This is a genomic window from Arthrobacter sp. NPDC090010, from assembly GCF_044748305.1.
Classification (GTDB): Bacteria; Actinomycetota; Actinomycetes; order Actinomycetales; family Micrococcaceae; genus Arthrobacter_E.
This window is the reverse complement of the sequence record NZ_JBIVFT010000001.1, coordinates 289,096-308,362: the sequence shown is the minus strand read 5'-3', so window position 1 is coordinate 308,362 and position 19,267 is coordinate 289,096. Positions and strand designations below refer to the sequence as shown.

The following is a 19,267-nucleotide window of genomic DNA, read 5'->3' as shown; positions in this document are numbered from 1 at the left end:
GTGACAGAGTGAAGCCATGGAAAACATCCTGCTCGTGGTGCTCGCTCTCCTCCTCGGTCTCGTCGCCGGTTTCCTCTGGGGACGTTCCAGGAACGACGACGGCGCGCCGCTCTTGCGCAATCAGCTGCGGGATTCCGAACAGCAATTGGGGGCTGCTCGGGAATCGCTTGCTGATGCCAGGGCGCGTGCCGAACTGCTGGAGCGGCAGAACCGCGCGCTGAGCAGTTTCGACGAGCAGGAGAACACCGTGCTGCACGCACTGGCCCCGGTCTCGGAACGTCTCGCCGCGGTGCAGCAGCAGGTGGCTCTGCTGGAGCGCGATCGTCAGCTCCAGTTCGGTCAGCTCTCGGAGCAGCTGAAAGCCGCAAGCACCACCGACGCCACGCTTCTGGAGAGCACTCGCTCCCTGGAGGCCGCGCTGCGGAACAACGCCAGCCGAGGCCGCTGGGGTGAGGTGCAGCTGCGCCGGGTCGTCGAGGCCGCGGGCCTGCTGGACCATGTGGACTTCCACGAACAGTTCAGCTCAGTCTCCGGCGAAGCCTCGGTCCGGCCGGACCTCGTGGTTCAGCTGCCTCAAGGCAAGTATCTGGTGGTGGATTCGAAGGTACCTCTGAGCTCCTTCCTGGAAGCACAGTCGGCCGGGGAATCCCCAAACCCCGAACGGAGGGCCGAACTCATGAAGGCCCATGCCAAGGCCGTCAGGTCCCACGTGGACGCACTGGCCGCCAAGCGGTACTGGGACGCCGTCCCGGCCAGTCCCGAACTCGTGGTCTGTTTCCTTCCCGCCGAGTCCTTCCTCGCGGCCGCCCTCGAAGCGGACCCCGGTCTGCTGGACTACGGATTCGCCAAGAACGTCGCGCTGGCCTCCCCGGCCACGCTCATGGCCGTGCTCAAGGCTGTCGCCGTGACCTGGCGCCAGGAACTCCTGACCGAAAACGCCCGGGAACTCTACGACCTCTCCCAGGAACTGTACTCACGGCTCGGGACCATGGGCGGGCACATCAGCAAGATGGGCTCCTCCTTGAAGTCCAGTGTCGAAAACTACAACCGCTTCGTGGGGGCCGTGGAGACTCGAGTACTCACCACTGCCCGGAAGATGACCGCCCTGAACCTGGGCGACGCGGAACAGCTGTCCTCGCCGGGAGCCATCGACTCGACTCCCCGTGTCCTCACGGCAGTAGAACTGCTGAATGAAGCCGCCCCGCTGGAAGACGAACGCACGGCATCCTGAGCCGTCCTATGGTCAGGCCCTTGCCCAGGTGACCTCATCGAGGCTGAGCCTGTCCCTACTGGTCCCGGCGGATGCCACCTCACCGGCGGCGTGGGCCGCGACGCCGAAGGCCGTCATCGACGTGACCTCCCAATGGGCCGGAACCTCGAACTCGGCGGCGAGCCCGTCCCGGTCGAACGCTCGGAACTGATGCGCATCGAGGCCGAGGGCAAGTCCTTGAACCGTCATATGCGCCACGGCCTGGCCGAGATCGTAACGGGCGAATTCGGAGTACTCCCACCCCGGCATATCTTCCAGGTGGACCTGCGCCAGATTCACCACCAGGAGCGACGCGGAGACGGCCCACCGCGAAGAGCTCCGCGCCAGGTGGGGGATGATCCTCGAATACACCTCATCGCCGCGCAGTCCCACGACGAATCTCCACGGCTGCGAGTTCCCAGCCGACGGTGCTCTCCGGGCAGCCTCCAGCAAAGTGTCCAGCTGTGCCGGGCTGACAGCCGCTTCCGGATCGAACCCCACCGGGCTGAACCTCTGAGCGAGTGCCGGGTGAAGTTCCGGGCCGCCGGTCTCCTCAGTCACGGAATTCGCCGCTGAACACCACTGTGGCCGTACCGCCCACCCAGAGCGTCTCGTCTGAATCCGGCCGGCCGTCGGAGCCGCTGAGGTGAATCCGTCCGTCACGCCTCATCGCGGTCCCTTGGCGGTTGCTGAACGGCAGCACCGCCCTTCCGGTATCGATCATCCACTGCGCGGCCGACGCGTTCAGGCTGCCCGTCACGGGATCCTCGACAAGCGGACCGATTCCGTCCGAGAAGAAACCACGGACTTCGAAAGCATCCTCGGAACCCTCAGAGCACGCACCGAGCACGCCGATGTCCCAGCGGCCGGGATGACGGCTCGCATCCGGGGTCAGCTCAAGCACCGCCCGATCATCTGCGAGAAGGACCCCGACCCAGCCCGGGCCGTTGTCGATCCAGCGCGCGTCCAGCACGTCTTCGGTTCCGATGCCCAGGATCTCTGTGACGTCCTTCAGATAGCCGGCCTCCACCGGCCCCTCCCGCAAAAGGCCGGGAGCCGCGAAAGCCAGGAACTCGCCGTCCTCACGGATCGGCACCAGACCTGTGCCGCACTCCTGCACGATCACGCCGTCGGACTTCGGGACTCCCCCGGCATCACGCCAGGCTCGCGCTGTGCCCAGAGTCGGATGCCCGGCGAACGGCAGCTCGGTGCCCGGCGCGAAAATCCGCACCCGGTAGTCAGCAGCCGGGTCCTCGGGAGGCAACACAAAGGTGCATTCGGAAAGATTCGTCCACGCCGTGAACCGCACCATGTCCTCGGTACTCAGCCCTTCGGCGTCGAGCACCACCGCCACCGGGTTGCCGCCCAGCGCGGACGTTCCGAAAACATCAACCTGCCTGAATCGTCGCATCACGTCGAACAGGCTAACAGCAGATGCCGGCCCCGATCCGGGATTCAGTTCGTGGGACGGCTGCCACGCCCACCGAGCGCGCGGCTGGAATCGCCGGCCTTCTTCAATGTGGCACGGAGTTCCTTCGGCAGCGAGAACAGCAGGTCCTCCTCCGCCGTGACCACTTCCTCGACGTCGGCGTATCCGTAGTCAGCCAGCAGGCGCAGCACGTCCTGCACCAATACCTCCGGCACAGACGCACCCGAGGTCACGCCGACCGTGGCGATGCCCTCGAACCAGGCTTCATCCACCTGGTTCGCGTAGTCCACCCGCTCCGAACGCTTGGCGCCGTATTCCAGCGCCACCTCGACCAGACGGACCGAGTTGGACGAGTTCGCAGAGCCCACCACGATCACCAGATCCGCCTGAGGGGCGATCTTCTTGATCGCAACCTGCCGATTGGTGGTGGCGTAGCAGATGTCATCGCTGGGCGGATCCTGCAGCGTCGGGAACTTCTCCCGGAGACGCCGCACCGTCTCCATGGTCTCGTCCACACTCAAAGTGGTCTGCGAGAGCCAGATGACCTTGTCCGGATCACGCACCATCACCTGATCCACCTCGTGGGGACCGTTGACGATCTGGATGTGCTCGGGAGCTTCCCCGGAGGTGCCTTCGACCTCCTCATGGCCCTCGTGGCCGATGAGCAGGATGTCGTAGTCGTCCTTGGCGAAGCGGACGGCCTCACGATGCACCTTGGTCACCAGCGGGCAGGTCGCATCAATGGTCCGCAAGCCGCGGTCCTCCGCGGACTGCACGACCGCCGGGGAAACGCCATGGGCTGAGAAGATCACCAGCGCGCCTTCCGGCACCTCGTCGTTCTCCTCGACGAAGATCGCACCCTTGGCCTCCAGTGAACTCACCACGTGGACGTTGTGGACGATCTGCTTGCGCACATACACGGGAGGCCCGTAGTGCTCCAAGGCCTTCTCGACCGCGATCACGGCGCGGTCGACGCCGGCGCAATAGCCTCGGGGGGCAGCCAGAAGAACCTTCTTGGGGGTCACCACAGGGGCGGCCGCTTCCACCTCGTGACGGCTGCGCCGCTTACGAGGAATGGAGGGCATGGGCACGGAGACTGCTGCCGACGTCATGCACCCATTCTACTGACCCCGCGATAGCCGCGAGGGCCACCAGGTCTTGCGGCCCAGATCGTAGGCGAGCGCCGGAACCAGAAGGGAACGCACCACGAAGGTGTCCAGCAGGACGCCGAAGGAGACGATGAAGGCGATCTGGGCGAGGAACAGGATCGGGATCACGCCCAGAGCAGCGAAGGTGGCGGCGAGAACCAGGCCCGCGGAGGTGATGACGCCTCCGGTCACGCGGAGGCCGCGCAGCAGGCCCTCCCGGGCACCGTGACGCTTCACCTCCTCACGGACCCTGCTCATGAGGAAGATGTTGTAGTCGATACCGAGGGCGACCAGGAAGACGAAGCCGTACAGGGGCACCGCCGGATCCGCCCCGGGGAAGTGCAGGACCCCGTTGAATACCAGCGCCGCCACGCCCAAGGACGCACCGAAGGACAGGACCGTGGTCGCGATGAGGATCACCGGAGCCATGATCGAACGCAGCAGCAGACCCAGGATCACGAAGATCACGGCGAGAACCACCGGGATGATGAGATTCCGGTCGTGAACCGATGCGGTGTTCGTATCGAGAGCCGTAGCCGTCACCCCACCGACCAGACTGCCGGGAACCTCCCTGCTCAGCGAGCTCCGCAAGGAGATCACGGTGCGTTCCGCGTCCGCGGAGTCGGCCGCGTCACGGAGCGTGGCCTGCAGCAGCACCCTGCCGTCATCGACCGTGGGCGCGGGACCGCCCGCCGGAGCACTCCCGAAGGCCGCCCACGGAAGCGATCCACCGGCTGCGGTCTTCGAGCTGACGCTCACGGACTGGACACCGTCCTGCTTGGCGACCAGGCCCGCAGCATCCTTCCACCGGGCTTCGGGGACCATCACCAAAGCAGGACTCCCCGAACCGCCCGGGAAGTGCTCGCCCAGCACGCGCTGCCCATCGCGCGCCTCGGAGTGTCCCAGCACGAGATCGGATTGCGGCACGCCCGACGCCTGTAGGCCTGAGACTCCGAGGCACGCTGCCATCAGCACCAGGGCTGTGCTCACCCAGATCGCTCGCGGACGACGGCGGATGGTCCCGGCGAGCCGGTCCCAGACGTTGCGTCGTTGCGTCCCGGAGGCTTCCTCGCCGGCAGTCACGGCCGGGCGTGGGCGACGCGGCCAGAAGGCTGCTTTGCCCATCACGTAGAGCAACGCCGGGAGGAATGTCAGGGCGGAGAGCATCGCGAAGACGATCCCGATCGCCGCGACCGGGCCGAGTGCGCTATTGGATTTCAGATCGCTCAGCAGGAGGCACAACAGGCCCGCGATGACCGTTCCACCCGACGCGACGATGGGTTCCACAGACCGTTTCAAGGCGGTCAGACTCGCCGCCCAGCGGTCCGCACCGTGTCCGAGTTCGTCGCGGTACCGCGAAACGTACAGCAGTGAGTAGTCCGTCGCGGCGCCGATCACGAGGATGAACAGGATGCCCTGCGTCTGGCCGCTCAGCAGCAGAACGCCCGCCTTCGCCAGCCACCAGACACTCAAAAGGGCCACGCAGAGGGCGAAAAGACTACTGGCCAGAACGGCGAGCGGAAGAAGGAAGGAACGGTAGACGATCACCAGGATCACCAGGACAACCAGCAGGGAGACGCCGAGCAACAGCCCGTCTATACCGGTGAACCCCTCCAAGAGGTCGGCCGTGAATCCCGCGGGGCCCGTCACCTGAACGGAGACGCCGTCAGGGGCTTTCTCCCTGAGATCGGCGCGGATCCCCTCCACGACGACGCCGACGTCGGACGCCGAGTCCACGGAGACGAAAGCCTGCAGCGCTTTGCCGTCCTGCGAAGGGATCGCCGGGGAGATCTCGCCGACGATACCCGGCCTTCCCTTCAATGAACCGAGTCCGTCCGAAAGCTGCTTCGCCTTCGCCGGGTTCAGCTTCTCGGCCGAGGAGAACACCACGATCGCGGGGATCCGCCCGGGTTCGCTGAATCCAGGCAGGAGTTTCTGGACCTGGGTGGCTTCCGCCGAAGACGGCAGGTAGCTCGTCTGATCGTTGGAGGAGACCTCGTCGACCTTCCCGAAATACGGCCCGCCGATGGAACCACCCGCAAGCCAGGCCACGATCAACAAGGCCGGAAGGACGACGCGCCACCACGGTCGGCTCCGGCCCTCGTCCTTTTTGCCACCCTCGCCATTCGCAACGGAACGGGAACCCACGGCTTGCTTCATCGCTTCCCCCTCGGAATCGGCCGGAGGAGCCCGCTCTTGAGTGCCGGGCTGCCTCGGTCTCGCCATTTGCTAACTAGGTTAGCAATACACTAAGCGTAAATAAAGCCTTGGAGATATTCTATTTCCATGTCAGAGAGTTCAGCAGAGGAATCAGGAGTCTCAGGCTCGCTGTACCACGTGGACGTCAGTGATCCACGGCGCGAACTGGTGGACACCCACGGCCTGACAGGACAGGACCTTGCCCAGATCAACGCCCTGATGGATGCGATGGCCTCGCTCCGGAACGCGGAGCGGCTCCTCTCCGACGCTTCCAGGAGCTACATGAAACTGAACGAATCGGACATGCGGGCGCTGCACTATCTGATCGGTGCCGAGAACCAGGGACGCGTCGCCACTCCGGGGGCCATCGCGGCGCATCTCGGCATCTCCAGCGCCGCCACCACCAAGCTCCTGGACCGGTTGGAACGCGGAGGGCACGTGGTTCGCGGACAGCATCCTCAGGATCGCCGCGCCCTCGCCATCACCGTCACACCGGACACCCGCACCGCGGCCATGAGCACGGTGGGCCGTCAGCAGGCCCGGCGTTTCGGGGTCGCGGCCCAGCTCAGCAGCGCGGAACGCGAGACCGTCACCCGCTTCCTCCTGGACACCGCCCGGGAGATCACACCGTCAGCGGACGGCTGGGCCTCAACGCCCGGCGGCGGAGAGCGCTGACCCGGACCACCACCGTCGGGCGTGAATCAGAGACCGGGAACCATGCCATCGCCGTCGCGCCATTCCTCAGGTTCCGGGCGTGCGCCGTCGGCCGCGCGGATCTCCCGGCGCCGACGCATCGATTCGAGGACCACGCCGAACACAAGCAGGACCAGCCCTGCCGGCAGCATGACCCAGAACGCCTGATCGACATGCGAGTTGATGACCTCACCCATCCGCGCGACGACCAGGCCTTCCAGCTCACCGTTGAGGCGCTGTCCGAGGATGCCGACACCGATCAGACTCGCGACCTTCCACAACGCCGCGATGATCACCGCGCCGATTCCCATCACCATGAGGAAGGCGCCTCGCCGTCGTGCGCTGACCAGCGCGAGGAGGAAGGCGATCCCGGCCCCGGCCGCGAGCGGAATCCCGTACGGAGCCATCTGCAGGACCGGATCGATCATCTGACGCTGACTGAGATTGCCCAGGCTGATGACCGCGACCTTCGGCCCCGAGACCTTCACCGGGAGATTCTTGCTCGCCTCCTGCGCCACGAGGTCCACCAACGGAGCGACATCCAGGGTGAAGGCGCTCGTGGAGTTCTTCGCACCGTCGCCGATGCTGAGCTCATGGCTCCGGTCCAGGGTCTCGTTCCAGGCGGCCGGATATCCGGGCAGTTCGAACATGCCGTTGGCCGCCGCAGTCACCGTGCGGGTGATGAGCGGCTGAAGGCTCTCCGGCACGGTGATCTCCGTCGCGACCCGTCGTCCGATCGCCGAGGCCAGGTCCTGTTTGAAGGACTCGTCCTGCCCAAGGGGACTCAGCGTCTGGACGAAACCGGCCCGGTCCACCACGTTCCGTTCCAACCACACCACGGGGCCTGCGATCAGAGTCAGAATGAAGGACAGGATGGCCGCGAGGACGGCGATGGTGGTACGCACCGGGACCTTTCTCTTGCACGTCTGGCGGAAATCGCGGCTGGTCCGCCCCCGGACCCGCGCCTGGAGCCAGTCTAATTGCCGCGACAGCCGGAGCCCGCACGCGACGACGGAGGTTCGGGCGGGAAAAATGTCGGTTCCGCTCGGTAGGGTGAAGTCAACGGTGGACAGAGTGAGGAATCGAATCATGAGCGATGAGCAGGACAGGCCGACGGTCCTGCCCGCCACGGCGGGCGAGACCTCTCCGGACAATCCTTGGCCCCTGCGGCTGCTCTCCGAGAAACTGAAAGCCCATATCGACAGGACGCCCAGCTGCTGGGTCGAGGGTCAGGTGATCGAGCTCAATCACCGGGGCAAGGCGTCCTATCTCACACTCCGGGACGTCGACGCCGAGATCTCGCTCCCGGCCTCCATCTGGGCCACGAATCTGGACCGCATCGCGTCACCGCTGGAACGTGGCTCACGGGTGGTCGCACTGCTCAAGCCCGAATTCTGGCTGAAGACAGGGCGGATGAACATGTCCGTCAAGGACATCCGCCCGGTCGGCCTGGGCGACCTCCTCGCACGCATCGAGCGGCTCCGCCAGGCGCTGGCTTCCGAAGGCCTCTTCGACGAAGAGCTCAAACTTCCCCTCCCCTACCTCCCTCACCGCATCGGGCTGATCACCGGGCGGGACTCCGACGCCAAGAAGGACGTCCTGCGCAATGCGGCGCTCCGCTGGCCTGCCGTGGAGTTCGAGATCCGCGAGGTCGCCGTCCAGGGTGTCACCGCCGTGGGGCAGGTGATGTCGGCTCTGGCCGAGCTCGATGCGAACCCGGACGTGGACGTGATCGTCATCGCCCGAGGCGGCGGATCCCTGGAAGATCTTCTGCCGTTCAGCAACGAGGAACTGATCCGGGCCGTCGCTGCTGCCACGACTCCTGTGGTCAGCGCCATCGGGCACGAAGCCGACCGGCCACTGCTCGACTACGTCGCCGATCTGCGCGCATCCACTCCCACCGACGCCGCCAAACGTATCGTCCCCGACGTCGCCGAGGAGCTTTCCGGACTGGCCTACGCCCGGGAGCAGATGCGCCGCATCATCACTCAGCGAGTGGAACGTGAGGCGGAGCGTCTGGAACATCTGCGTTCCCGTCCCGTGATGGCCCAGCCATTGGTCATGGTGGACTCCCGGGCGGAGGAACTGACACGGCTGCGGCAGACGGCGACGACGACGCTGAGCACCGCCCTCACACGGGCTCAGGACCGGATCACCCATTTGCGGGCACAGCTGCTCGCGCTGTCCCCTCAGAAGACCCTGGACCGCGGCTATGCCGTCGTGCATCTGGATGACGGTCCAGAGACTGGAAGCATCGTCCGTGATCCGGCACAGGTGGAGGGCAGCCACGCCCTCCTGGTGCGTGTGGCGGGCGGCCGCTTCGCGGCACGGTCCGTCCCGTCCACCGCGGCAGGGGCAGCCGCGCCGCGCGCCACCACGAAGTCATCGCCGAGCCGGGCCGCGAAACCCCGGAACAAGGCCGCAGCCACGATCGAGACCACCACTGAGGAGAGGAACGACGCATGACGTCTGCACAGACCGGCCGGCCCGAGGTGAGCACGCTGAGCTACGAAGAGGCCCGGGAAGAGCTCCTCGGCGTCGTCCAGCGCCTGGAAGCCGGCGGAGGAACTCTCGAAGAATCTCTGTCCCTCTGGGAACGCGGAGAGGCGCTCGCCGCGCGCTGCGAGGAATGGCTGGAGGGTGCACGCGAACGGCTCCGCGCCGCACAGCCGAACACCCAGGACTGAACGGCCGAGGGCCGCCATCCCGACGGATGGCGGCCCTCGCTGAACCGGACGGTTCTCTGCAACCGGACTTCTGCAACCGGATCTCTGACACCGGAGCCGCGATTCCGGGGCCCAGCTCGGGGCTCCGACTCCGACCGGAGCAGATCAGGACGCCGTGACGGCCGCGATCTGCTCGTCGACATCGAACTCAGCGGCCGGCCACTGAGGATTGATGCCTTCCAAGGCGTCGATCAGAAGCTGCTGCACGGCGATTCGTGCGTACCACTTCTTGTTGGCCGGAACCACGTACCACGGTGCGCCCGCAGTCGAGGTCTTCTCGAACATGGCCTGGAATGCCCTCTGGTAGTCCTCCCAATAGCCTCGTTCGGTCAGATCACCCGTGCTGTACTTCCAGTACTTGGCCGGGTCGTGCAAACGGGCCAGCAGACGTTCCTTCTGCTCGTCCTTGGAGATATGGAGCATCACCTTCACCACGGTGGTCCCCTCCGCCATCAGGCGTTCTTCGAAGTCATTGATCGCGGCGTACCGCCGCTCCAGCTCCGCCTCGTCAGCCCAGGCGTGAACCCGGTGAATCAAGACGTCCTCATAATGCGACCGGTCGAAGACCCCCACCATCCCGGCCCCGGGAATCTCCTTTTCGATCCTCCAGAGGAAGTCGTGGGCCTTCTCCTCATCACTCGGAGCCTTGAAGGCCTTCAGGCGGACACCCTGCGGGTCCATCGAACCCACCACGTGACTGACGATGCCGCCCTTGCCGGCCGTGTCCATCGCTTGCAGGACCAGCAGGACGCGCTGTTCCGAACCGCCCTTGGACGCCGCGAAGAGACGTTCCTGCAACTCGGACAGCAGAGCGTCCTGATGCTCCAGGTGGGCCACGCCGTCAGCCTTCTTGCCCGGGTAGCCGGGCGTTGACTCCGGGTCGACGGATGCGAGTTCGAAACCATCCTCCACTCTCAGAGTGTCGGAGGGGTCCAGGTCAAAATCCACCAACTTCTTCGGCTTGGTCTTCATCCTCGCGGCCTTTCGTCGTCGTGCGTGAAACTCAGTTGCCGGGGTAACGGCTCAGGAACTCGGCCATCCGCCCGATGGCCTCTTCGATGTCCTTGACCGCGGGCAGAGTGACCATACGGAAGTGGTCCGGACGCACCCAGTTGAACGCCCTGCCGTGCGACAGGAGGATTTTCTGCTCCCGCAGCAGATCCAGGACGAACTTCTCGTCATCCCTGATCCTGTACACCTCCGGGTCCAGTCGCGGGAAGAGATAGAGAGCGCCCTTGGCCTGCTGCGTGCTCACGCCCGGGATGGCGTTGAGCAGTTCGTACGCCTTGTTCCGCTGTTCCAGCAGACGCCCGCCCGGAAGGATGAGGTCGTTGATGCTCTGGTATCCGCCAAGTGCTGTCTGGATGGCGTGCTGTCCCGGCACATTGGCGCACAGGCGCATGTTCGCCAGGAGGTTGATGCCTTCCAGGAAGTCCTTGGCATTGGCCTTGGGCCCGGAGATGGCCATCCAACCGGCACGGTAGCCGCACACACGATAGGCCTTGGAAAGTCCGTTGAAGGTCAGGCAGAGCACATCGTCGCCGGCGATCTTGGCGGTGTTCACATGGACGGCATCGTCGTACAGGATCTTCTCGTAGATCTCGTCGGAAAACACGATGAGGCCGTGCTTGTCCGCCAGCTCGACCATGGCCCGCACGGTGCTCTCCGGGTAAACGGCACCCGTGGGGTTGTTGGGATTGATGATCACGATGCCCTTGGTGCGTTCCGTGATCTTGGACTCCAGATCGGAGAGATCCGGAGCCCAGCCTTCGTCCTCATCGCAAAGGTAGTGCACCGGGCGTCCGCCGGCCAGGCTGACCGAAGCCGTCCACAGCGGATAGTCCGGGGTGGGCACGAGCACCTCGTCGCCGTCGTTCAGCAGAGCCATGAGCGAGAGGGTGATCAATTCGCTCACCCCGTTGCCGAGGTAGATGTCATCCACGCCGATGCTCTGGATTCCGCGGGTCTGGTAGTACTGGGACACGGCGGTACGGGCGGAGAAGATGCCACGCGAATCGCTGTAGCCCTGCGCATGGGGCAGATGACGGATCATGTCCACCAGAATGGCGTCAGGCGCTTCGAAGCCGAAGGGTGCCGGATTGCCAATGTTCAGCTTCAGGATCTTGTGCCCTTCGGCCTCCATCTGCTGGGCAGCCTCAAGAATCGGTCCCCGGATGTCATAGAGGACGTTGTGAAGCTTGGTGGACTGCTTGAATTCTGCCATTTACCAAATATGCCATATGGCCTCGGGCTATTTGGCGATGCCTTTGTCCTTGAGCCAGGAAAGTGCGACTTCGCGGGGTGACCGGGCCTGATCCCCCTGGACCGCTCGATTCATCTGGATGAGATCATCGGAGCTGAGGGTCCGCGACACATTGTTGACGGCATCCCGTGCTTGCTGCGGCAGCGCGGGGTCGTTGACGAGCGGCACGATCTGTTCCGGCAGCAGCGCCTTCTTGCCGTCATCGAGGACCACCAGGGCGTTGTCGTTGATGGCGGGGTCCGTGCTCAGGAGGACCGCGGCCTGGACGTCGTCCTGGAGAAGTGCCTTGAGCGGCTGCGGGATCGTATAAGGGCTGTCCTGCTCCGCGGCGGTCGGCGCGGCAGGGCCACCGTCAGGGCCTGCGGTGACGCCGAATGCCTGAATTCGCTTCGGCTTGCAGTTGTAGGCGCTTTCCAGTGCGGAAGATCCGTAGGTGTTCTCCGAGAAGCCGGAGGGAGCTGCGAGCACGAGCTGCGAGCAGACTTTGCCCAGGTCATCCATGCTCTTGAGCTGATAGCGCTCCGCGGTCACCTGGGTGACGGCCACGACCTCGCGATTCTGGGCCCCCGACGCATCCAGCATCGACAACGGCTTAGGCAACGCCGAGGCCGCAGCATTGCGGACAGTGTCGTCGCCGGTGTCCTTCGCCGTACCGTTCACGGTCCTCATAAGGTCCCCGGTGTATGCCGGGAGGATTTGCACGGATCCCGCCTTGAGCGCGTCCAGGGCGGCCGTCTGATCCCCCAGCCCGGTCTTGACCGAGCTCGGCACACCGGCCGCCTGAAGAGCACCGGAGTAAAGCTCCGCGATGACGGCACCCTCAGCGGTGTTGGGGGCGCCGACGACGAGAGAATGCGTCAGCGTGCTGCTGCTCAGCGAGGGCTCCGGTGCAGGCTGCCCGGCCGTGCAGCCGGCCACGACGGGCATGGTCGCGAGAACGACGGCGGTCAGCACCATCCGGCGGATGGCAGGTGGGCGCGTCGGGGCCATGGAGCGCTCCTTCAGGGATCGTTCGGGGTGAGGGGCTCATCCAGCATATCGGCCGCGGCCTGGGCGGTTCCCCGGAACGCCGGCATTCCGTGATGCCGGTCCCCGAAGACCGGCACCACGGAACATCAGGCGAGTTCGGCGGCTTCGATGAGGCCCGTCCCAGCGGTGCCAAGGGAAGGACGCTCCCGCAGTTCCACTACTCCGCCGGAGGATCCGAGCTCGAAGACCTGCACGAGGTTCTGCCCGGCGCGGATCAGAGGAGCAGGAACATAGAGGGTCTCCTGAGGCCCCACTTCCCAGTAACGGCCGAGAAGGAAGCCATTGAGCCAGACGAAACCCTTGGTCGATCCCGGCAGAGCAAGGTACGTGTCCGCGGGCTCGGCGACCTCGAAAGTCGTGGCCGGCAGGGTGGCCAGGTCTTCCTCCGTCCAATGACCGAGGTCCAGCGCCGAGTGCTCCCAGCCGAGAGTGAAACGCTGGTTGATGAGCACGCCACCGAGCAATCCCTTGCGCTGCCCCGTGTGGGGCCCGTAGTTGATGCGCCCGACGTTCTCCACCAGGATTTCCAGGACGACCGCGGCGCCTCTGCCCTGGACCAGGAGGCCTTCCGTACCGGTTCTGTCGTCCAGAATGCCTACCAGCTCGCCATCCACCCAGACATGGGCCCGATCCTGCAAGCCCGGGAGTTTGATGCGGGACTCCTGGGGAGCATCCGGCAGGCCAGGCAACACCGCAGTGGAGCGATGGAAGAGCAGCCCGTTGTGCAATCCGAGTTCCTCGAAGCTCAGGGGACGTTCGCTCGGATGGTGCCGCCCGGCCTCAACGGCGGAGCGCAGTCCGTCCCGCAGGACGTCGAGCAACGGCCGGTCTGCCGTAGGAAGTCCCAGCGTCGTTGCGGGAAGCACCGGGACCGGTTCGAGCAGGGCCTCGGGAATGGCCGGCCAGGCATCCTCGCTCAGGCCCCGTACCCGGAGGAACTCAGCACGGATGGCATGGAACTTCTCGGTCAATGCCCCGTCCTCGGCGATCGGTGCATCGGAGTCGTAGCTCGTGACGGTCGGCTGGATCCCGCCGTCTTCGTTGGCTCCGGCTCCAAGACCGAAGTTGGTCCCTCCATGGGCCATGTAGACGCACACCGAGCCGCCGCCGTCGAGCATCTTGCGGATCTCTGCAGCCGCTTCGGATGCCGGTCGGACGTGGTGTTCCTCGGTCCAGTGATCGAACCAGCCGCCCCAGAATTCGACATTGAAGAACGGCTCCCCCGGGCGGCGCCGATGCCAGACGTCGATCGCCTCATCGCCGCGCGACCCGAGCGTGGCAGTCGCCCAGATTTCGGGGACGGCGCCCCCGTCCAGGTAGTAGTCGCTGCCGCCGTCGGCCGTGAAGAGCGTCTCCGTGATGCCGCGGTCCCTCAGGATCTGGGCGCTCCAGCGGATGTAGTCCGCGGAGTCCCCGTAGCTGCCGTACTCGTTCTCCACCTGCACGGCGACCACCGGGCCGCCGTGAGCTGCCTGGCGCGAGGAGATGACGGGAGCCAATTCGTCCAGCCACTCGGCCACCGGCCCGGTGAAACGGGGATCCAGGGAGCGCAGCATGATGTCCGGTTGACCCGTCAGCCAGGAAGGGAAGCCGCCGTTGTCCCACTCGGCGCAGATGTAAGGCCCGGGCCGGACGATGACGTCCAGCCCGATTTCACCCGCGAGGTCGATGAAACGTCCGAGATCCCGCCATCCGCTGAAGTCCACCACGTCCTCACGGCGTTCCTGGTGGAAGTTCCAGGCCACATAGGTGTCGACCGTGTTGGCCCCCATCGCCTTGAGCCTGGCGAGGCGGTCCTTCCACTGCTCGGGGTGGACTCGGAAGTAGTGGATGGCACCGGCGAGAATGCGGTGCTCCTGGCCGTTCCGGAAAAGCCGGCCGTGCTGATAGCTGAGGATCGGTGCGGGCATGTGATCAGTGTAGGTGTCGGGAATCACTTATTCGATACAAAACAAACATTTACGCACACGACCGAGGCCCGTGGAACTCAGACCGTGCGACCGAGCAGCTCGACGGCCCCGAAGACCGGTTCCCGGTCCAGGATTCTGACATCGTCATGACCGAGTTCGGCCAGTCCAGCCCGGAAGGCGCCGCTGAGCTCGGGAACGTGCTGGCCAAGACCGCCGCCCAGGACCACCGGGCCGGCGAGATCGAGGCGCTTCAGGACGGCCGCGGCCAGCCCCACGAGGTCGCGCGCAGCACAGGCCAGGATGTCCTGCGCCTCGGCGTTGCCGCCACGGGCCGCGTCGACGACCAGGCGACTGCGCTCGGCCCAGTAGCGCCGACCCTTGGCCGGGTCATGGAATGCGGCGATGAGCCCCGCGACGTCGTCGGCACCGACAGAGGTGCAGACGGCCTGAGCCAGGTCATCGGGAGACTCTCCGAGGTTCATCCGGCGCAACGAGCGTCGCACCGCTTCCCGGCTGAGCCAGTACCCGCTGCCTTCATCGCCCAGAAGATACCCCCACCCTCCTGAGCGCGACTCCCGTCCATCGCCATCACGCCCCCAAGCTGCGCTGCCTGTGCCGGCGATCACGGAGACCCCGGTGACAGCTCCAGCCGCCGCGAGCAGCAGCTCCGAGTCGTGGACCACGGTGATCCGGGCGTCCGGCAGGTGCGGAGCGATCAGGGCGGCGAGCGCCCGCTTGTCAGCTTCGGTATCGACTCCCCCGGCGCCGACCACGACCCGGTCGACGGCGGCAGGGGCCAGAGCCTGGAACAGTTCTCCGAAGGCCAGCTCGGCTTCCTCGCGGCTGACGTTCTGAGTGTTGGTGCTCCCGACCGTGGCATCCGCCAGAACCGAGTCCCCGTCCAGCAGCAGTCCGCGGGTTTTGGTGCCCCCGATGTCGATGGCGATCTGCTGCACGGATGCAGCACTCCGAGGCGGGGTGGCAGGATGGCTGGGAGTAGTCACCAGTACAGGGTACGCAGGAAGGAAGCGCATGTCAGGAAGCGTCAGCCCCGGATTTCCGATGCCCCGTGTCGTGGCGGCCCCCATGGCGGGCGGCACCAGCTCCACCGCCTTCGTCTCAGCTTCTCTTGACGCCGGCGCCCTTGCTTTCATGGCGGGCGGGTATCTCAGTGCCGAGTCCCTGGGCAAGCAGCTCCTCGAGGTACGCAACGGCGCGGCCGTGAAGGAGGGGGCCGCCTTCGGCGTGAACCTCTTCGTTCCCGAGGAAAGCGCGCCCGAGCGGGCCGCCGTCGAACGCTACGCGGAAGCCTTGCAGCCTTGGGCCGAGCGGCTCGGTGTCGAGGTCCCCCTGCCGCGTTACGACGACGATGACGATTACCCGGCCAAGATCCGCCTGCTGCTCGAACACCCGGTCCCACTGCTGAGCTTCACCTTCGGGCTGCCGGACCAGGAAACCGCCGAGGCCCTGCACAAGCGCGGCACCTTGCTCTGGGCGACGGTCACGCACCGGGCCGAACTCGACGCCGCGCTCGGGCTGGGGATGGACGGGGTGGTCCTCCAGCACCGCAACGCCGGCGGCCACTCCGGACGGTTCCTGCCCGGCCCCGCGCCTGAGGCTGCGTCTGTGCAGGATCTGGTGCGCGAGTTGCGGCCCCACTGTGCTGTGACCCTGGTGGCTGCGGGCGGCATCGCCACCCCCACGGAGGCGGCCGCCGCATTGGAGGCCGGAGCCGACGCCGTGCAGCTGGGCACGGCGCTCCTCCGCTCACCGGAATCCGGTGCACGGCAGCTGCACAAGGACGCTCTGGCGGATGCACGATTCACCCGGACGCAGACCACCAGGGCTTTCACCGGACGGGCCGCGCGAGCGTTGGTGAACGACTTCGTGCGCGAGTATGACGCCCAGGCACCCGAGGCGTACCCCACGGTTCACCATCTCACTGCACCGTTGCGGGCCGCCGCGGCACGGAGAGGGGAAGCCGATGGGCTCAATCTGTGGGCCGGGACCGCTTGGGAGCAGGCTACGACCGAAGCCGTCGGCGACATCATCGCGCGTTTCCGAGCAGCAACGCGGAGTGACTGAAACAGCATTTCGCGAACCCCGCCACCGCCGTATCATGTAGAGACATTCGAAGCGGAGGAAAAATGGCCGATTCAGCGAAGAATCTTCGCACTCCAGGCAATGGAGCCGAGTCTCTGGACGAGGTTGACCGGAAAATCATCCGGATTCTTTCCGAGGACGCCCGGATCTCCAACAAACAGCTGGCCGAGGACGTCGGCATCGCCCCCTCCACCGCCCTCATGCGCACCAGGACGCTCCAGGAACGCGGGATCATCAGGGCCTTCACCGCCGAGCTGAACCTCGCCTCGATCGGCCGGAGCGTCCAGGCGCTCATCGCGGTCCGGCTGCGGGCACACGACCGCGATCAGATCGATCGTTTCACCGCCCGGGTCCCCCGCCTGCCGGCCGTGCTTTCCACGTTCCACACCTCCGGCTCGGTCGACTATCTGCTGCACATCGCGGTGGCGACCACCGAGGAACTGCGCGACTGGGTGCTGGACAATCTGGCGACCGATCCCGTGGTGGGGCATACCGAGACCACCCTGGTGTTCGAGCACATGGACGGCAATTCAGGTCTGATCGACTGACGACAAGCGCGCACCTGTCGTCCCTGGGGTTCCCCGTCAGGCCTTCGGGCGCGTCAGCCCCGGCGGAGAGCCTTCAGGGAGACCGCAGCAAGGATGAACGCTGCCGCAGCGGCCAGAACCGAGAAGCCCAGCGCCGCCGTCGTCATCCCCAGTATGGACGCAGCGGCACCGAGGCCGAGGACCGGCACGGCACTGCCCAGATAGGTGACGACGTACACGGTCGAGACCATCTGCGCGTGCTGGGTGGCGGGCACAGCGGTGGCCGCCTGATTGAAGACGGTCCGGAACGCGAGTCCCTGGCCGAAGCCGGCCGCAATGGACGCGAGCACGAGGAGCAGGAGGCTGGGCTGTGCCGTGGCCCATCCCATGAGGAGCAGGGCGGCACCCAGGACGAGCAAGCCGCCGGGCACCGTGAGACGGCCCGAGATCGCGGTGAGCTGACTCAGAGCCGATGCCGCGAGAGAGAGTCCCGCCAGTACTCCCACCAGCGGCGCAGACGAGACGCCCAGCGCATGCGCGAAGTATCCCGGCGCCAAGGAGAGCTGGAAGCCGAACACGGCGAAGCTGAGGAACCCGACCAGCGCTGCCAGCCAGAACGCCCCGCGCGCACCGGACGGCACTCCTACGGCTCTCGGAGCGAGGGCACGGTGGTTGTAGCCCTGCTCGGCGCGCATGATGGCGGGCCGGGCCCGGATCACGCACAAAGGCAGCAGGATGAGGACCAACGCCAGTCCTTGCAGGAAGAACGGAGCCTGCCGGCCCCCGGGCAGCAGAGAGAGCAGCCCGCCGAGTGCCGGGCCTGCGGCCACCCCACCGGAGGAAGCCAGCAGGGTGAAACGTGAGGCCCATTCGGGGCGGCTGGGCAACAGCTCTCGCAACGCCGCCGCGCTGGCGCCGGTGGCCAGCGCCACCGAGATTCCCTGCAGAACCCGTCCGGCGCACAGCATCACGAGGTTCTGGGCCAGCCCGAACACCACCGTCCCACCCAGTCCGATCAGGACGGAGATGACCAGGGCCGCACGGCGCCCGATGTGGTCGGACCAATGGCCGGCGAGCATGAGTGTGGCGACGAGCGAGAGCACGTAGCTGGAGAACGCCACCGTGGTGCCGAAGGGGCCGAGTGAGAGCTCTGCCTGCAAGGCCGGATAGAGCGGAGTGGCCAGATTGGCACCCACCAGAAGCAGGAAGATCACGACGCCGGAGAGCACCAGACGCGCCGTGGTCGACGCCTCCCAGCCCCATTCGCGGGACGCCGGGCGCATGCGCAGTTCGTTGATGACGCTCATTGCCGTCCTTCGTGCCTGACGGTGAGTGTCCCGCCGTGGTCTCCGGCCCGGGTATGGGCCTGTTCACATAGTGGGGCATTCCCGTACTATCGATCAGTGTTTGCGTGTTCCATTGCGCAAAACCTCCAACACAAACCGAGTCGACTGAGCCGGAGTGCGCACTTGAACAACCTCGACGCCACCGATCTGAAGATCCTGCTGGAACTCGTCCGTGATCCCCGGATCCAGATCAGCGAGCTCGGGGAAACCCTGGGCATCGCACGGAACACCGCTCAGGCGCGGCTGAAGCGTCTTCAGCGCTCCGGAGTGCTCGACGGCGGCGGCCGGGAGATCGACCTCGCGGCAGTGGGGTACGACGTCGTCGCCTTCGTCACGATCGAGGTGACCCACCGCGAACTCGACGTCGTCATCGCAGCGTTGCGGCTCATCTCGCAGGTGTTGGAAGTCCACGAGATCTCCGGCCGGGGTGATCTCTGGGTCCGGCTGGCCGCCACCGACACTCACAATCTCCAGTCGGCCCTACGCCAGGTGGTCCGGATCAAGGGCGTCATCCGCACCGAAACGGTCCTGGCGCTCCACACCCACATCGCTTACCGCGCGGAGCCGCTCCTCGCCAGGGCGGCCGAGCTGAGCTCCGGCGGGCGTCCTTCGCGGGCAGCGGCTCCCAACCACGGATAATGAAAC

18 protein-coding genes are annotated in these 19,267 nt (G+C 66.1%); 7 read left to right on the top strand and 11 right to left on the bottom strand.

What is annotated here, in order from left to right; genetic code table 11:
* The first annotated feature begins 16 nt into the window (after positions 1–16).
* A complete protein-coding gene (locus tag ACIPXZ_RS01455) occupies positions 17–1,231 on the top strand; it encodes a DNA recombination protein RmuC (RefSeq protein WP_400590348.1) in 1,215 nt (404 codons plus the stop codon).
* 12 nt (positions 1,232–1,243) lie between these two features.
* On the opposite strand, the gene ACIPXZ_RS01450 is transcribed toward ACIPXZ_RS01455, so the two are convergent.
* From ACIPXZ_RS01450 to ACIPXZ_RS01435, 4 genes are read right to left on the bottom strand one after another with little or no spacing between them, the layout of a single operon-like run.
* The gene (locus ACIPXZ_RS01450) at positions 1,244–1,810 is read right to left on the bottom strand and encodes a nitroreductase family protein (protein ID WP_400590347.1); all 567 of its coding nucleotides are present in this window, start codon (positions 1,808–1,810) and stop codon (positions 1,244–1,246) included.
* A complete protein-coding gene (locus ACIPXZ_RS01445; RefSeq protein ID WP_400590600.1) occupies positions 1,803–2,660 on the bottom strand; it encodes a PhzF family phenazine biosynthesis protein in 858 nt (285 codons plus the stop codon). Before ACIPXZ_RS01445 ends, ACIPXZ_RS01450 begins: the two co-directional genes overlap by 8 nt.
* Positions 2,661–2,704: 44 nt before the next feature.
* Positions 2,705–3,790, bottom strand: a complete 1,086-nt coding sequence (locus ACIPXZ_RS01440) for a 4-hydroxy-3-methylbut-2-enyl diphosphate reductase (protein ID WP_400590346.1) — start codon at positions 3,788–3,790, stop codon at positions 2,705–2,707.
* 9 nt (positions 3,791–3,799) lie between these two features.
* Entirely contained in the window at positions 3,800–5,986 is a 2,187-nt protein-coding gene (locus ACIPXZ_RS01435; RefSeq protein WP_400590345.1) for an MMPL family transporter, read from the bottom strand.
* A 126-nt stretch (positions 5,987–6,112) separates the two neighbouring features.
* Between ACIPXZ_RS01435 and ACIPXZ_RS01430 the strand changes: the two genes are divergently transcribed.
* Positions 6,113–6,700 (top strand): MarR family winged helix-turn-helix transcriptional regulator, encoded by a 588-nt coding sequence (locus ACIPXZ_RS01430; protein ID WP_400590344.1) that lies wholly within the window; start codon positions 6,113–6,115, stop codon positions 6,698–6,700.
* A 26-nt stretch (positions 6,701–6,726) separates the two neighbouring features.
* Here the strand turns inward: ACIPXZ_RS01430 and ACIPXZ_RS01425 are convergent, their stop codons facing one another.
* Entirely contained in the window at positions 6,727–7,623 is an 897-nt protein-coding gene (locus ACIPXZ_RS01425) for a hypothetical protein (protein WP_400590343.1), read from the bottom strand.
* Between the two features lie 184 nt (positions 7,624–7,807).
* On the opposite strand from ACIPXZ_RS01425, the gene xseA reads away from it, so the two are divergent.
* On the top strand, positions 7,808–9,184 hold the full coding sequence (gene xseA, locus ACIPXZ_RS01420) for an exodeoxyribonuclease VII large subunit (RefSeq protein WP_400590342.1): 1,377 nt from the start codon (positions 7,808–7,810) through the stop codon (positions 9,182–9,184).
* Complete coding sequence (locus tag ACIPXZ_RS01415) at positions 9,181–9,405, top strand: exodeoxyribonuclease VII small subunit (protein ID WP_400590341.1); 225 nt, start codon at positions 9,181–9,183, stop codon at positions 9,403–9,405. The genes xseA and ACIPXZ_RS01415 overlap by 4 nt, the downstream gene beginning before the upstream one ends.
* A 144-nt stretch (positions 9,406–9,549) precedes the next feature.
* Here ACIPXZ_RS01415 and ACIPXZ_RS01410 read toward each other — a convergent pair whose 3' ends face one another.
* From ACIPXZ_RS01410 to ACIPXZ_RS01390, 5 genes are all read right to left on the bottom strand, one after another.
* Positions 9,550–10,416 carry a polyphosphate kinase 2 family protein gene (locus ACIPXZ_RS01410; protein ID WP_400590340.1) on the bottom strand — a complete coding sequence of 289 codons (867 nt, stop codon included), beginning with the start codon at positions 10,414–10,416 and terminating at the stop codon, positions 9,550–9,552.
* Positions 10,417–10,447: 31 nt separating this feature from the next.
* Positions 10,448–11,668 carry a pyridoxal phosphate-dependent aminotransferase gene (locus ACIPXZ_RS01405; RefSeq protein ID WP_400590339.1) on the bottom strand — a complete coding sequence of 407 codons (1,221 nt, stop codon included), beginning with the start codon at positions 11,666–11,668 and terminating at the stop codon, positions 10,448–10,450.
* A gap of 27 nt (positions 11,669–11,695) precedes the next feature.
* Positions 11,696–12,697 (bottom strand): ABC transporter substrate-binding protein, encoded by a 1,002-nt coding sequence (locus ACIPXZ_RS01400; protein WP_400590338.1) that lies wholly within the window; start codon positions 12,695–12,697, stop codon positions 11,696–11,698.
* A 125-nt stretch (positions 12,698–12,822) separates the two neighbouring features.
* A complete protein-coding gene (locus ACIPXZ_RS01395; RefSeq protein WP_400590337.1) occupies positions 12,823–14,646 on the bottom strand; it encodes a beta-galactosidase family protein in 1,824 nt (607 codons plus the stop codon).
* A gap of 77 nt (positions 14,647–14,723) precedes the next feature.
* Positions 14,724–15,650, bottom strand: coding sequence for an N-acetylglucosamine kinase (locus ACIPXZ_RS01390; protein WP_400590336.1), 927 nt, complete (start codon positions 15,648–15,650; stop codon positions 14,724–14,726).
* Positions 15,651–15,678: 28 nt separating this feature from the next.
* Here ACIPXZ_RS01390 and ACIPXZ_RS01385 point away from each other — a divergent pair, with 28 nt between their 5' ends.
* Together ACIPXZ_RS01385 and ACIPXZ_RS01380 are read left to right on the top strand one after the other, a co-directional pair.
* A complete protein-coding gene (locus ACIPXZ_RS01385; protein WP_400590335.1) occupies positions 15,679–16,731 on the top strand; it encodes an NAD(P)H-dependent flavin oxidoreductase in 1,053 nt (350 codons plus the stop codon).
* 62 nt (positions 16,732–16,793) lie between these two features.
* A complete protein-coding gene (locus ACIPXZ_RS01380; protein ID WP_400590334.1) occupies positions 16,794–17,297 on the top strand; it encodes an Lrp/AsnC family transcriptional regulator in 504 nt (167 codons plus the stop codon).
* 53 nt (positions 17,298–17,350) lie between these two features.
* Here the strand turns inward: ACIPXZ_RS01380 and ACIPXZ_RS01375 are convergent, their stop codons facing one another.
* Positions 17,351–18,583, bottom strand: a complete 1,233-nt coding sequence (locus ACIPXZ_RS01375) for an MFS transporter (protein ID WP_400590333.1) — start codon at positions 18,581–18,583, stop codon at positions 17,351–17,353.
* Positions 18,584–18,745: 162 nt separating this feature from the next.
* Between ACIPXZ_RS01375 and ACIPXZ_RS01370 the strand changes: the two genes are divergently transcribed.
* Entirely contained in the window at positions 18,746–19,261 is a 516-nt protein-coding gene (locus ACIPXZ_RS01370) for an Lrp/AsnC family transcriptional regulator (protein ID WP_400590332.1), read from the top strand.
* Positions 19,262–19,267 lie beyond the last annotated feature (6 nt).